Source organism: Rhizobium mongolense USDA 1844 (assembly GCF_000419765.1).
Taxonomy (GTDB): domain Bacteria; phylum Pseudomonadota; class Alphaproteobacteria; order Rhizobiales; family Rhizobiaceae; genus Rhizobium; species Rhizobium mongolense.
The window spans coordinates 1-13,277 of the sequence record NZ_ATTQ01000005.1 but is presented as its reverse complement, the minus strand read 5'-3'; the positions used below and the strand labels follow the sequence as shown (position 1 = coordinate 13,277).

The window sequence follows — 13,277 nt, the reverse complement described above, 5'->3', positions numbered from 1 at the left end:
CATGATTGCAATCGAAGACAGCGAAATTTCATTGATCCGCCCCTCGGTGGTGACGATCCGCACGGCAAAACCGCGCGACCTGCCGGCACTCAACGAGATGGTCGCCCTGCTTGCCGCCCATCACGGTGATGCGGCGATCGCCACGCCCGAGCAGCTGGAACGCGACCTTTTCGGCAAGGTTCCGTGGATCACGGCGCTGGTGGCCGAAACCGGCGACGGGCTGATCGGTTACGCCATCCTGGTGCCGCTCTACAGGGCGCAGGAAGGCAAGCGTGGCATGGATCTGCACCACCTCTTCGTGCGCGATGGCCATCGCGGCCACGGCATCGGCCAGCACCTCGTCAACCGCGCCCGCGAAACCGCGAGGAATGCCGGCTGCGATTACCTTTCGGTGAGTGCGGCGACCGGAAACATCCAGGCACACCGTTTCTACCAACATATGGACTTCACCCCTCGCCCGGTCACCGGCATGCGCTATATGCAGGCGCTGGCTTGAGCGCCTGCCGCTCCAGCGGACGAGGGAGAGACATATGACACGGCTTGCTGTGGTTCTGACGGAGGCTTTCGCGGACTGGGAGGTCGGGCAGCTGACGGCTTCTGCCCGCACCGAATTCGGCTTCGACGTGGTGACGGCGGCGCCCGGTGGTGCCGAGGTGCGGTCCATGGGCGGCCTGCGCGTGACGCCCGATACAGCGGCCGAAGCGCTGCGGGCCGAGGCTTTCGACGGCCTGGTGCTTTGCGGCGGCATGATCTGGGAGACCGAGAAGGCGCCGGATCTAAAGCCTGTCATCGACGATTTCATGGCCCGCGGCAAACTGGTTGCGGGGATCTGCGGCGCGACGCTGGCGCTTGCCAAGGCGGGCGCGCTGAACAATGCGGCGCATACCAGCAATGCCTTGCGTTTCATCGCCGACCTGCCCGGCTATTCCGGACATGCGCATTACAAGGACGCGCCGGCGGCGGTGCGCGACGGGATGCTGGTCACCGCCCCCGGTTCCGCCCCGGCCACCTTTGCCGCCGAAATCTACCGGGCCCTCGACTTCCGCAATGAGGATCTCGACCAGTATCTTTTAATGTTTGGCGCGGAGCATCAGCCGAAGGCGGCGTGAGGCTCAGGCGGCCGGCTTCCCGGCCGCTCTCGACAGTATCTCCTATCTCTTGCGCCCATTGGTTGAGGCTCGTGCCGCAAGCTCTGCGGCCTTTGGCGCGCGTGCATGGATTTCGGGATCGACGCGGAACATCATTTTGCAAGCATCATCGGCTCGGCACCGCCTTCAAATAGGCGGCGATCGCTTCGAGATCGCTTTTCGGCAGATGCGCGAGACTCCGCTGGACCTCGGCCATCGAGCCGCCGGCGGTGTCGAAGTCCGGGGTGAAGCCGGTTTCGAGGTAGTTGGTGATATCGGCCTCGCTCCAGGAACTGATGTCCTTGGAGCCCGGGGTGATGTTCGGGATACGACCACGGCCTTCCGGATTCGGAGCGCCTGCGAGCCACATATCCGGCTCGAAGCCGCCGAACGCGTCACGCGGCGTATGGCATTCGCCGCAATGGCCGGGGCCTTCGACGAGATACCGGCCACGCTTCAACTTGTCGTCGGCGTTGGCGAGCACGATACGGGGCGCGTCGTTGAAATAGAGGAGCTTCCAGCCGCCAAGTGCGAGGCGGATATCATAGGGGAACGGCAGTTGGTGCGGCGGCGCGACTTTGCCGCTTTTGGGCAACGTCTTGATGTAGCCGAAAAGATCGTTGACGTCCTTGTCGCTCATGCGCGCATAGGAGCCATAGGGGAAGGACGGATAGAGGTGCTGGCCGCCGGGGGCGATGCCGCGCTTCATGGCATTGCCGAATTCGGCAAGCGTCCAGGAGCCGATGCCCGCCTTCTCGTCCGGCGAGATATTCGGAACATGGAAAGTGCCGAAGGGACTCTTCAGCGCAAGACCGCCGGATAGCGTGAGCTTGGCATCGCCTTCGGAACCGGGAGCGGCATGACAGCCGACGCAGCCGCCCGCCCAGAACACCGTTTCGCCGTTCTTCACATCCGGTGCGCCGAGATTGGCCCAATGGCTTTCCGGCAGCGGGTTCGGCGCGCTGACGAAATAAAAGGCCGCACCGCCGAGGGCGACAATGCCGACAAGACAGAGCACAAACCGGATGAACCTGCGGACCATGCCGCTCCCCTTTTCAGCGACTGCAACGGTCTAAGATAAACCGGTCCAAACCTGCGGCAAGGCAGGCGCGGACCGATGGATTTGGATGGGGACGGCTACCGCTTAATCGGTCTTTATGCGGTAATTCTCATGACAGCCGCCGCAATTAGCGCCGAGCGTTTTCAACGAGCCGCCGACACCGGCAGCGTCGGCCGGAAGCTGCGCGAGGATCTTTTCGGCGTCGCTACTAAGCTTTGCGGCGCGCGCCTTGAAGTCATCTATGTTTTCCCAGATCTTCGGGCTCGCCGCCTTGTCGCCGGTTTCCGTGCCCGGCTTGAACTGGTCGGGGAAGACCTTGGCGGTTTCAGAGATCGTCGTCAGCGCTGCCTTCACCACCTCGGCATCATAGGGCTTTTCGCCCTTGGCGATTGCCGTCATGGCGCCGGCCGAGCCGCCGACCTTCTTCATCAGCGCTTTGCGCGCTTCATGCGTGCCCACCTGCTGCGCGAACACCGCCGTCACCCCCATGCCGGCAACGACCACAGCTGCCGCAATTGTTTTGAATTTCATATGTCCACTCCTCTTCGATACCGAGGTCTCTCCGAGCCCGGCGCTGGCATTCGCGGCCGCATGATGGCAAATTTATACGGGGCGCGAAGTAACAAGTGGGTGATATGACAAGGAATTCAAAATGGGTAATGCGCCCGCAATCCTCATCCCTGTGCCTGTCAAAAAGTTCCAGCAGCACCATGTCCATGGCGCGGGGAGACTCGTTGGAAGAAGGAGGGGTCATTCACGGCGCGTCTGCGCCGTGGCTGGATTTCCGTGACAGGCACAGCAATAAGATGCGCTCGGTCAAGTCTCGCTACCTATCTGCTCCTCACACGACCGCCTTCCAGCCATGCCAGGCAGTCAGCAGCGAAACGGCGATCAGCAGTGCTCCGGCGGCGCGGCCGACGATGATGGTGGCGCCGGGATTGGAGATCAGCAGCGTTCGGCTTCGCGAGGCGGTGAGCGCCACTGCGCCGTAGATCGCGAATTGGGTCGCGAGCGTCATGGCGCCCATGATAAGGCCCTGCATCCAGATCGGCCCGTAGACGGGTTTGAGGAACTGCGGATAGACAGCGAGCATGAAGAGGTAGGCCTTCGGATTGATGAGGCAGGTGATCGCGCCCTGCCGGAAGGCGCGCCAGCCGGAGCGCAGGCTCCCCTCGCCGACCGTATCCACCGTGATCGAGCTGCGGATCAGCGTGAAGCCGATCCAGATCATGTAGGCAGCGCCCAGAAAAAGCAGCGGGTTGAAGAGCGAGGGCAGCAGGCTTGCGAGGATGCCAACGCCGATTGCACCGTAGAGCGAATGCACCGCGCCACCCGCCATGATGCCTGCTGTTGCCGCCATACCGCGGCTCCTGCCGCCGGTCAGGGAGTTGGCGAGCACGAAAAGCATGTCCATGCCCGGCACGATGATGATGCCGAAGAGAAGGGTGAAGTAGAGCCAGAGGTTTTCCGTGTATGTCATGTCAGTTGCCTGCCTTCGAGCCAGCGGCCATTTTGGCGGACCGCCTTGGATTTCAATTCGATAGGCAGTGCTATACCAAAGCCCAACTGACAGTGTATTGTCAGGAGCCTTGGGGAGACCGGCAAAATGCGCAAGGCGTCACGCCTTTTTGAGATCATCCAGATCCTGCGGTTGGCAAAGAAACCGGTGACGGCGCAGGCGATGGCGGACGCGCTGGAAGTGACGGTGCGCTCCATCTATCGTGATATCGCCGCACTGCAGGCGATGCACGTGCCGATCGAGGGCGGTCGCGGCATCGGCTATATCATGCGCCCCGGCTTCGACCTGCCGCCGCTGATGTTTTCTATCGAGGAGTTGGAGGCGATCGTGTTGTCGCTGGCGCTCTTGGAGCGAACCGGCGACGCGGAGCTGAAGCAGGCGGCAAAGCGGGTGAACCAGAAGATCGCAGGCGCGGTGCCGGTACCGCTGCGCCAGGCGATGGAGAACAAGGCGCTCTTTGCCTGGGGCACCGTTGCGCAGCCGCCTGCGGGCTTCGATCTCGGCATGGTGCGCCGGGCGATCCGCGACGAGCAGAAGCTGGCGCTTAACTACCGCGACGAACTGGGACGCGCCACGGAGCGCACCATCCGCCCGATCGCGCTGATCTACTATTCACATTACGCCAATATCGTCGGCTGGTGCGAACTGCGTCAGGCCATCCGCAATTTCCGCAGCGACCGCGTCGAGCATTGCGAAACGGCCGGCGCCTTCTTCCGGGGCGAAGGCGACGGATTGCGCGAAGAATGGATGAACGGCTGGGCGGAAAGACCGCTTGCCGTCTGATCCTAACGCTGAGACGTGGCAGGGCTCTGCCCGGCGATGTGTCAGGCGGCGACGGCGGCAACGAGCAGAGCAGCGCCACGAGAGCACCGGCGGTCAGCCAGTAGGTGCCGCTGAAGGGTGGCGTCAGCACGATCAGCGCCAGGATCATGATCAGGCAGAGCGGCTCGGCGACACCGCCGAAGATAAAGCCGGGATAGTCGATGGGCTGCACCGGCAAGGTACTGCTCCTTCGACAGCCGCATCTTGCCCGGGAGCTCGAGCGCATGGGCAAGGGCCAATGCCATCGCGACGGCGACGATGAGAACAGTCAGTATTTCAAGAGCCTGGAACATCGGCATGGCCTCCTAAAGGGTCTCATGCCTAACTTTTCAGGAGGGGCATCCATTGGGCGGATAACCGTTGCCGGCTCTACAGCACCAGCGTGCGGCTTTCCTCGCGGCCGAAACCGCGGATTTCGAGGCGGTCTTCGAAGACTTCGACGATGGCGAAGGTGTTTTCCGTTTCGGAGTCGACCATGCCCTTGAAATTGACGAAGTGGCAGCCGCCGGTCTTGCCGTAGTTGCCGACGTGGTTGTGGCCGCAGAAATAGGCAACGGCGTTGTCATGGCCGGAGATGAGATCGATGATGCGTTCGCGGTCCCACATGTCGTGCTCGTTCGGCGGATAGACCGGATAGTGGTTCATCACGATCACGCGCTGGCGGGCGGCTTCTGCCGCATCCAGTTCGGCCGCAAACCATGCGAACTGCTCGTCGCTCAGTGACGCATTCCAGCGATGGGCGTTGATCGCGCCCGTTGCCGCCAGCGCCGCCAGACGCTCGGCTGCGAGTTCGCGGTATGGATGTCCTTCCGGGGGCGCGGACGTGCTGACTTCGTTGCCGTTCAAAACGACGAAACGCCAGCCACGGCACGAGAAGGCGTAATAGGGCGACGCCAGACCGACGCGTGCGGAAACAGAGGCAAGATGCTCCGCAGGGACCGCGAAATCGTGATTGCCAAGCAGGAAGAGGTTCTCGTGGCGGAGCTTTTCGTAGACCGGCAGGATATCGTCGAAGCTCTCCCAACTCCCGTCGATGAGATCGCCGAGCGTCATCACGAAGCTCAGTTCCTCGCCGTTGAAAACCTCGATCGCTTCGGCGAGCTTCGCGAGGCTGTTGGCATAATAGCGGTCCATCGCGGCATTCGGCGCGATCGCTGCATATTGCGGGTCGGCAATGATGCCGAAGCGAAAAAGGAGAGTGTCCGAGGAAGGCATGGCGGTTGCTTTAGGAGCGACGGATGACAGGGCCGTGACAGGGAGCGAAAACGAAAACACCCGGCGTTTCAAGGCGCCGGGTGCTGGATTTCAACGCGATAGACCCCTTACTTGGTGGCGGCTTCGTAACGCTCCAGGACGTAGTCCCAGTTGATCAGGCTGTCGATGAAGGCTTCGAGGTACTTCGGGCGGGCGTTGCGGTAGTCAATGTAGTAGGAATGCTCCCAGACATCGACGCCGAGGATCGGGGTGGCGCCGTGCACGAGCGGGTTTTCACCGTTCGGGGTCTTGGAGATTTCGAGCTTGCCGTTCTTGACGGAAACCCAGGCCCAGCCCGAGCCGAACTGTGTTGCGCCGGCATTGGCGAAATCGGCCTTGAACTTGTCATAGCCGCCTAAGTCGGAGTTGAAGGCCGCCTCCAGCTTGCCCGGCAGCTTGTTGCCGCCGCCGCCCTTCTTCATCCACTTCCAGAAATGGACGTGGTTGTAGTGCTGGGCCGCGTTGTTGAAGAGGCCGGCATTGGTGCCGAAGGACTTCTTTACGACCTCTTCGAGCGAGAGGTCGGCCAGGCCTGCTTCAGCCGCCAGCTTGTTGCCGTTGTCGACGTAAGCCTTGTGGTGCTTGTCGTGGTGGAACTCCAGCGTCTCCTTCGACATGAAAGGTGCGAGAGCTTCGTAGTCGTACGGGAGTGCGGGCAATTCGAAAGCCATTGTAGATCTCCTCTTGGCAATAGATTGCGGGATCGGCAGGTGAGGCGGAACATAGGAGCGGAAACGTAGGGAGGCAACGGTGGAAACATCAAAAATCGGCCGCCTCCGAGGAAAATTTGCCTCGCCTGCAGGCCTGGCTTCGGTGACAAAAATCGCCCATCATCGGCATGTAACCGCGCTTCCGGCAGACACCACGCCCAAGGGAACCAAGATGCAGAGGAATAATATCCGCCTTTCCGCAACGATTCTCCTTTTTATGACCGCAGGTCGTGCACTCGCCTCCTCCGACGAGGCATGGAAGGAATTTGCCGCGGATGTGGAGGCCAAGTGCAGGCAAGCGGCGGCCGCATCCATCGCGGATGCAAGGGCGGTCGTCGATCCGATCGGCAGCGCGCATTATGGGCTGGCGCTGGTCACCGGCAGGCCTAAAGGCGCCAACGGCTTCGTCACCCATATCTGTGTCTACGACAAGCAATCGAAAGGCGCGGAAATCGGCAGCGAACTGGACACGCAGACGCTCAACCTGCTGCCGGAAGAGTAAGGTGCGGCGCCTGCCCAGGCATACCTCCTGCGGCTAAGCGGTCCGCTGCTTTTGCGGGCCTTGTTTTCGCCGGGATTTTAATGGTTTGTTAAGAGGATACCACCGGGAGGAAACCCATGGCGCTCGGCGCATCCCATCGCCTGCAGGACGGCATCGACGCCGTCGAAACAATGACGCGTTTCGCGCTCGCCGTTCTGGCGCTCGCGTCGGGCGTCTACACCTATCTCGGCGTGCGCAGCATCCTCGACGGTTCGGCAACGGCCGTGTTCTTCGCCGCCCTCATCTATTCCAGCGCGGTCTCGGTGGCGATCTATGCCTTCTGGACCTATATGGCGCGCTTCTATCCGCATGTGACGGGTGCGGCAGGACGCGGCGCGATGCTCGGCGTCATGGCGCTCGGCTGCGCGATGATCATCGCCATGTCGAGCTGGCTGAATGCGGCTGCCCTTGCAGGATCGGCCGCACTCGAACAGCATCTTGCCGAGACGCTGGAGGATTACACCGCCGACCTCGACACGGCGCATCAGAACGCGCTTGCGGCCCAGAGCCTGCTGCCGGACATCCAGCGCACGCAGGAACGCTTCGAGCGGCTGGCCGACCAGGAGCGGGAAACCGGCGCGCTGACGGGCACGACCGGCGCAGGCAGCGTCGTGCAGCTTCTCTCGCAGATGGCCTCGCAGCTGACGGAACTCGAAAACGGCATCAATGCCTCGCGCGAACGCGTCACCTCGCTCTTCGACGAGGGCCGCAAGCACCTGGAAACGATGCGTACGCTGGTATCGGCCCCCGGCGCGATCGATCCGCGCGCCGACCAATTCGCCGCCGAAGTCGTCGGGCTTTCCGGCGTCATCACCTCGCTGGAGCAGACCTCCATCGCCCCTTCGGTGAAGCGTGCGGCAGAAGACCTTTCGCTCGGCTTCATCGCCCCCGTCGCCGACGGCCGCGAGGCCGATCTCGCCAACCGGCAGGATCAGGTTATGGAGACGATCCGCTCCTCGGTTGCGGCGCAATCCAAGGTGCTGTCGCAGGCAGCCGACCAGATCCTTTCGCGCGAACCGGTCGCCGAGCGGCGGTTCGTGCCCCTATCCTCTGCCGAAGCGGTTTTGCGCTATGCTTCGGACTTCATCCCGAGCTGGGCCGGCGCAATCTCGATCGATATCCTGCCCGCGGTGCTGGTCTTCATGCTGTCGATCGTCCACTCGACGCTGCGGCGCCAGGAACAGCGCCTGCCGTTTGCGGAGCGGATCACCGCGGCGGAGCTTCTGCAAGCGCTGGAGGTTCAGCGGGCCGTCCAGCAGCGTGGCGTCGATCTCGAAACCGCGCTCACTCAGGCAGAGAAAACGGAAACGCCGGACCAATCGAACATTGCGAGCTTCGATCTTTCCGGCAAGGGACCGAGGAAGGGGCCGCCTGTATGAGGCTGGAAACGGCAGGGCAGCGGCTGAAGGATTACGTGCTTTCCACAGATGACGGCACGCTGATACGGCACGCCTTTTACGCCCTGCTTGCCGCAGCGATCGTGCTTGCGGTCATCGACTGGCGCGAGATCAGCGCCGCCAATGCCGAGCTGCCGGGCTTCGATCCGGCACAGCCGGAGACCATGCCGGTGCTGCCGCCGGCGCTGACGGAGGGCGGACCGCAAGCGCCACCTTCCGAGATCACGACCAGCATCGAGCTGCTCAAGCAGCCGATCCGTTTCGAGCTGCAGCCGGGCGGTGTGCTTCTGGCGCAGGGGGCAATCGAGCTCGGCGCTGCCGCCCGCTTCGAACAGGAGATTGCCGCGCGCGGCGAATATGTGAAGACCGTTTCTCTGGATTCGCCGGGCGGCGCCGTCGGCGATGCGCTGGCGATGTCGAAGCTCATTCGCGAACGGAAGATCGGTACCAGGGTGGCAAGCGGCGCGCTCTGCGCCTCCTCCTGCCCGATCATCATGGCCGGCGGCGTGACCCGCGAGGCCGAGGACGGCGCCGTCATCGGCGTGCACCAGGTCTTCAACGGCTCGAAGGAGAAGCTTTCGCCGGAGCGCGCCATGTCGGAGGCGCAGCGCACGACCGCCGGCGTCACCCGCCATCTCGGCGACATGGGCATCAAGCCCGGCCTCTGGCTGCATGCGATGGAGACGCCACCCGACCGGCTCTACTATCTGACGCCGGAGGAAATCAAGAAATTCGCGCTAGCGACGACGCCGGAGAAGGTGGCAACGCGGAAAGCAAAATAAAGCCGGGGCGACATTTCGTCCCGGCTTCGTCAATCTCAGCGTTTACCGATCGCTGCGCCGCTCAAAAACTGCTGCGCTCGTAGCGGTCATAGCGGTCGTAGCGGCCCCAGTCGCGGTCGCGGCGATGGTGCGGCCGCTCCCAACCCCAGCCCCAACGTGGCGGCGGGCGATGCCAGTAGCGCGGCGGCGGCGGACGGTAGAAGCGCGGGCGGCATTCGCCCCAGCGGTTCAGGCGCCATCCGGGCCCGCAGGCATAATCGACTTTCGTGATCGCAGACGGGGCGGCGGTATCGGCACGCGCCGGCGCCATCGGCATCGCTTCGGCGGAAACTGCCGAAAGGCCTCCGATAACGAGCGCTGCTGCCAGCGAGATAATCTTCATTGCGAGTCTCCATAAATCCAGCCGAAGCGAGATTTAGCCGTGCGGTCCTGAACCGATCATGAACTGCCCGTTCATCAACGCTCAGGCGCGGGCAGAACGCGCGAGGTTTTCGCCGGATGGATTTCCGGCCATTTCGAATTGTTCGGCGCCGGCTGACTGCCGATCGCCGATATCGATACGACGATCGCGGTTACGGCCGAGAAAAGCACGAGTGCATGGGTCATAGCTTCCGATCCTCAATGGTTGGTTCCCAGCCACCGGGGCGCAAACTGATGCGGGAGGATGAACGAAAGCCTAAGCGATATGGTTAAGCGCAAAATATTGTAGCAAATTGCCACAATGTCGAATCCGTGCGCCAAGGCAACTCATCTCGCGGCGTGAAGAGAGCCTCATCCTTCTATTTTCTGCAACTATTGCAGCTTTGATCTGGTGGAACCCTCGGGGATGAACCGGCAATCAACGCGACTGGGGTCATCAGGTCGTGGGTTAACCGCAGCCAAGGCTGTCCGCCCTCCTTGCCAAATGCCTTTGCGACCGCGGCAGGGACCTCAAGCGATGCCGCTCGGCAGCGTCGGCGCATCCTGCGGATCGACGAGCTTCTTTTGGCTTCGAGAATGAAGCAGTCGCGCTTGCGAAGATCGATGCGCATACTGAAGACCAGGCCCTCCTGGACGGTTTCGCGCATGACCCTTTGGAAGACGTGGCCGTTGCCTTCCGTGGTCGTGGAGGCGGGATCGGCAGGCGGCAGGCCCGGGACCGCAAAGATCCGTCAGGAAGAGCGCTCCGCTGGCCGCCTTCCTGGCCCTGCCAGCGTTTGATGAACACTTCGACCGCTTCAGCCACGCACGATTTCTTCCATTGCTACAAAGGCGTTATCGCGCGAAACTTGGCGCCTGAAGCAAGCGATTGCCGGACACTGCGAAAGGAACTTTTCTCGCCTTTTGCGTGTTCCCTTGCGAAGCCGCCAGTTCGGGGAGTTTGATGACGCTCGATTTCTTCTTTTTCGTGCTGGTCGGCTTCTGCGCTCAAATCGTCGATGGCGCGCTTGGCATGGCGTTCGGGGTGCTTTCGACGACGAGCCTGCTGGCACTTGGCGTGCCCGTTGCCAATGCCAGCGCAATGACACATGTGGCGGAGATTTTCACGACCGCAGCATCAGGCGCATCGCATGTCTATCACCGCAATGTCGACTGGAAACTCGTGGCGCGGCTGGCGCCTGCAGGGATGATCGGCGGGGCGGTCGGAGCCTATATCCTCGCCAATGTCGAAGGCAAGGCGATCGAGCCCTTCGTTTCGGCCTATCTGATCGCCATCGGCCTCGTCATCCTCTTCAAGGCATTCCAGCCGCGCTGGCCGCGCGACGTCAAGGACTGGATCGTGCCGCCGGCCGGGCTATGCGGCGGCGTGCTCGATGCGATCGGCGGCGGCGGTTGGGGGCCGATCGTCACCAGCACGCTGGTCAGTCGCGGGCACGATCCGAAGAAGGTGATCGGCTCTACCAGCCTTACGGAATTCGCGGTGACGCTCACCATCTCGCTTACCTTCGTTCTGACGCTCGGCTGGTCGGAACTGCGTTCGGCTGTCGGCCTCATCGTTGGCGGCGTGATCGCCGCGCCGCTCGGCGCGATGCTCGTCAAGCGCCTGCCGGTGCGGCCCTTGATGATCGCTGTCTCGTTCGTCATCATCTCGACGTCGGCGATCCGGTTTTTCTAGGGACGAATGGCGCATGACCAGCTACACGACGGTCGGCACTTCCGATTTGGCGGCGTGCCCCAAGATTTCTACGGGTCGCTGTTTGTCGAAATTAGCTCGATCAGTGATAGAAAACTTCCGAACTTCGCGCTCGGTTGGGCCTCGGGCTGTCGACGCGGCGCTACCAGTCAGGCGAGGTTGATTATCTCGTCCGTACCTTGCGACCGCGGATACAACTCGCTCCCGCACCCGACCGGTCTGAAGAAAACATTGCCGCTGAGGGCCGCTCCAATCAATCAGTCTACGCCGCGTTGCCTGTTCTGCAACACGGGCGAGGATGCCGACTGGCCAGTCCACCTTGACCCAAGGCAAATGCGATTAGACATCACGCCCGAAATAGACCTCCACCGAAGCAAGCTTGCCGTCCTTGAAGCGCAGCGCCTCCATGTTTCGGAAGGCGGTGCCGTCAGCTTTTTTGGCGCGGTAGCGGACGACGGCCTCGTCGCCGTCGATCGCCAGGAATTCGATCTCCATGCCGCGAAAGGGCGGCGGTTCCGGCCAGCAGCGGGCGAAATAGGCGTTGCGGTCGATATGATCGTCACGCGGGCTCGAGAAGGTGAAATCCTCGCTCAGCATGCCGCGGACGATATCCTTACGGCCTTCGACATAGGCTTTGTAAAGGCCCCGGACGGTGTCTTCGCGGGTCGTTGCGGTCATCGCCGTTCTCCAATGAAAGAACACAAGGGACAAAACGCCTTTAACTGGCGGCTTTTCCTTGGGTTCCGTTGTGTTTTGACCGGCTGTTTTGCCGATCGGCTAAATCTCTCCCTCCGCTGGACAGCGTTGTTTGCATCCTGCGGTCATTCTCCAATTCGTAACCTGATGCCGTTCCTGGCTTCGGTCACAGAGTGGCGTTCGGCTCCCGGTTTCCCATTCTCCTTCAAGAGCGCAGCCCAGTCCTGCCGAGCTCGCTAAACGGCCATCAGGACAACCGGGATATCGTCGACGTCCCTTCCATGGTGTTTTCGCCGCGCCGCTCGTAAGCGCGCTGGTCACGCAGAATCTGGAAGGCGATCGTCAAAAGCTTGCGCGCAATGGCAACACGCGCCTTGTTCACTCCTCTGCACTTCAGATGCTCGTATTGGGCGCGAAGCTGCGCATCGCTGGCGATGGCCGGGGCGACCGCCTCGACGAAAGCCCAGCGCAGCCACTTGTTGCCCTGCTTGATGATCTTGCCGTGGAAGGTCTTGCCGCCGGAGGAATAGCTCGACGGCACCAGTCCGGCATAGGCGGCGAGCTTCTTCGGGTTGCGAAACCGCGATGGGTCGTCGATCTCGGCATCGATCAGCCGGGCGAAGAACTCGCCGATGCCCGGGATCGTCTTCAACAGCTTCACTGCCATTGGTCTTGGTCATCGCCCGGATCGTCGCCTCCGACTGCTTGATCCGCACATCAATGTCGCCGATGAAGTCGAGGCCACGATCGATCTGGATGCGGTCGATCTCTGACACGTTCACCTGCGCCAGCTGGAGGCGGCCGGCCTTGCCGAACAGGTCGCCGAGCTTCTTCAGCTGCGCCGTCTGCTCCGGATGACGATCAAACACCGTGACGATACGGTTCTTCGTCATCGTCCGCAGCCGCACGTAAAACATCCGCTCACGCAGGGCGACGCGCAGCTCGCGGGCTCGCTCTCCAGGCGCCCAGGCCTCCGGCACCAGGTCGGCTCTGAGCAGATGCGCCAGCACCGTCGCATCGATCTTGTCGGTCTTGATCTTGGCGTCGGCAATGGCCTTGACCTTCCAGGGATGGGCGAGAACGACATCATCACAAATGTCGTCGAGCCAATCGTAGATCACCATCCAGTTGCGGGTCGCCTCGACAACCGCATGCGAATTCTCCCGGTAGCGTTCCAGAAACCCACCCAGAGACTGGCGGTCGTTCTTCACCCGGCCGGATCGTAGCGTCTTGCCGCTGCTGTCCTGCACCACCAG

Annotated in this window: 16 protein-coding genes and 1 pseudogene; 7 read left to right on the top strand and 10 right to left on the bottom strand. The window is 62.3% G+C overall.

Features of this window, described 5'->3' with window-relative positions; translation table 11 throughout:
* The first annotated feature begins 1 nt into the window (after nucleotide 1).
* The gene (locus tag A3C3_RS0110135; protein ID WP_022714489.1) at nucleotides 2-496 is read left to right on the top strand and encodes a GNAT family N-acetyltransferase; all 495 of its coding nucleotides are present in this window, start codon (nucleotides 2-4) and stop codon (nucleotides 494-496) included.
* A gap of 34 nt (nucleotides 497-530) precedes the next feature.
* Complete coding sequence (locus tag A3C3_RS0110130) at nucleotides 531-1,109, top strand: type 1 glutamine amidotransferase family protein (protein ID WP_022714488.1); 579 nt, start codon at nucleotides 531-533, stop codon at nucleotides 1,107-1,109.
* Between the two features lie 145 nt (nucleotides 1,110-1,254).
* On the opposite strand, the gene A3C3_RS0110125 is transcribed toward A3C3_RS0110130, so the two are convergent.
* The 3 genes from A3C3_RS0110125 to A3C3_RS0110115 all read right to left on the bottom strand — a co-directional run bounded on the left by A3C3_RS0110125 (nucleotide 1,255) and on the right by A3C3_RS0110115 (nucleotide 3,667).
* Nucleotides 1,255-2,169, bottom strand: a complete 915-nt coding sequence (locus A3C3_RS0110125) for a cytochrome c (protein WP_022714487.1) — start codon at nucleotides 2,167-2,169, stop codon at nucleotides 1,255-1,257.
* A gap of 102 nt (nucleotides 2,170-2,271) precedes the next feature.
* Nucleotides 2,272-2,718 carry a c-type cytochrome gene (locus A3C3_RS0110120; protein WP_022714486.1) on the bottom strand — a complete coding sequence of 149 codons (447 nt, stop codon included), beginning with the start codon at nucleotides 2,716-2,718 and terminating at the stop codon, nucleotides 2,272-2,274.
* A gap of 310 nt (nucleotides 2,719-3,028) precedes the next feature.
* Complete coding sequence (locus A3C3_RS0110115; RefSeq protein ID WP_022714485.1) at nucleotides 3,029-3,667, bottom strand: LysE family translocator; 639 nt, start codon at nucleotides 3,665-3,667, stop codon at nucleotides 3,029-3,031.
* Nucleotides 3,668-3,793: 126 nt separating this feature from the next.
* Between A3C3_RS0110115 and A3C3_RS0110110 the strand changes: the two genes are divergently transcribed.
* Nucleotides 3,794-4,489: a helix-turn-helix transcriptional regulator gene (locus A3C3_RS0110110; RefSeq protein ID WP_022714484.1), complete on the top strand. Its 696-nt coding sequence runs from the start codon at nucleotides 3,794-3,796 to the stop codon at nucleotides 4,487-4,489.
* Nucleotides 4,490-4,530: 41 nt separating this feature from the next.
* On the opposite strand, the gene A3C3_RS41400 is transcribed toward A3C3_RS0110110, so the two are convergent.
* The 3 genes from A3C3_RS41400 to A3C3_RS0110095 all read right to left on the bottom strand — a co-directional run bounded on the left by A3C3_RS41400 (nucleotide 4,531) and on the right by A3C3_RS0110095 (nucleotide 6,453).
* Nucleotides 4,531-4,821: a hypothetical protein gene (locus A3C3_RS41400; RefSeq protein ID WP_145611885.1), complete on the bottom strand. Its 291-nt coding sequence runs from the start codon at nucleotides 4,819-4,821 to the stop codon at nucleotides 4,531-4,533.
* A gap of 76 nt (nucleotides 4,822-4,897) precedes the next feature.
* The gene (locus A3C3_RS0110100; protein WP_028739544.1) at nucleotides 4,898-5,743 is read right to left on the bottom strand and encodes a metallophosphoesterase; all 846 of its coding nucleotides are present in this window, start codon (nucleotides 5,741-5,743) and stop codon (nucleotides 4,898-4,900) included.
* 107 nt (nucleotides 5,744-5,850) lie between these two features.
* On the bottom strand, nucleotides 5,851-6,453 hold the full coding sequence (locus A3C3_RS0110095; RefSeq protein ID WP_022714481.1) for a superoxide dismutase: 603 nt from the start codon (nucleotides 6,451-6,453) through the stop codon (nucleotides 5,851-5,853).
* Between the two features lie 211 nt (nucleotides 6,454-6,664).
* Between A3C3_RS0110095 and A3C3_RS0110090 the strand changes: the two genes are divergently transcribed.
* The 3 genes from A3C3_RS0110090 (at nucleotide 6,665) to A3C3_RS0110080 (ending at nucleotide 9,212) form a co-directional block, all read left to right on the top strand.
* The gene (locus tag A3C3_RS0110090; protein ID WP_028739543.1) at nucleotides 6,665-6,994 is read left to right on the top strand and encodes a hypothetical protein; all 330 of its coding nucleotides are present in this window, start codon (nucleotides 6,665-6,667) and stop codon (nucleotides 6,992-6,994) included.
* Between the two features lie 116 nt (nucleotides 6,995-7,110).
* Entirely contained in the window at nucleotides 7,111-8,412 is a 1,302-nt protein-coding gene (locus tag A3C3_RS0110085; protein ID WP_022714479.1) for a hypothetical protein, read from the top strand.
* The gene (locus A3C3_RS0110080) at nucleotides 8,409-9,212 is read left to right on the top strand and encodes a COG3904 family protein (RefSeq protein ID WP_022714478.1); all 804 of its coding nucleotides are present in this window, start codon (nucleotides 8,409-8,411) and stop codon (nucleotides 9,210-9,212) included. Before A3C3_RS0110085 ends, A3C3_RS0110080 begins: the two co-directional genes overlap by 4 nt.
* Nucleotides 9,213-9,273: 61 nt before the next feature.
* Here the strand turns inward: A3C3_RS0110080 and A3C3_RS0110075 are convergent, their stop codons facing one another.
* Nucleotides 9,274-9,594, bottom strand: a complete 321-nt coding sequence (locus A3C3_RS0110075; protein ID WP_022714477.1) for a GCG_CRPN prefix-to-repeats domain-containing protein — start codon at nucleotides 9,592-9,594, stop codon at nucleotides 9,274-9,276.
* A 74-nt stretch (nucleotides 9,595-9,668) separates the two neighbouring features.
* Nucleotides 9,669-9,818, bottom strand: a complete 150-nt coding sequence (locus A3C3_RS45150) for a hypothetical protein (protein WP_022714476.1) — start codon at nucleotides 9,816-9,818, stop codon at nucleotides 9,669-9,671.
* Between the two features lie 757 nt (nucleotides 9,819-10,575).
* On the opposite strand from A3C3_RS45150, the gene A3C3_RS0110060 reads away from it, so the two are divergent.
* Nucleotides 10,576-11,307, top strand: coding sequence for a sulfite exporter TauE/SafE family protein (locus tag A3C3_RS0110060; RefSeq protein WP_022714474.1), 732 nt, complete (start codon nucleotides 10,576-10,578; stop codon nucleotides 11,305-11,307).
* Between the two features lie 357 nt (nucleotides 11,308-11,664).
* Here A3C3_RS0110060 and A3C3_RS0110055 read toward each other — a convergent pair whose 3' ends face one another.
* Together A3C3_RS0110055 and A3C3_RS41395 are read right to left on the bottom strand one after the other, a co-directional pair.
* A complete protein-coding gene (locus tag A3C3_RS0110055; RefSeq protein WP_022714473.1) occupies nucleotides 11,665-12,003 on the bottom strand; it encodes a nuclear transport factor 2 family protein in 339 nt (112 codons plus the stop codon).
* 265 nt (nucleotides 12,004-12,268) lie between these two features.
* Nucleotides 12,269-13,277 (bottom strand): annotated as a pseudogene (locus A3C3_RS41395) (IS110 family RNA-guided transposase); the annotation flags it as partial.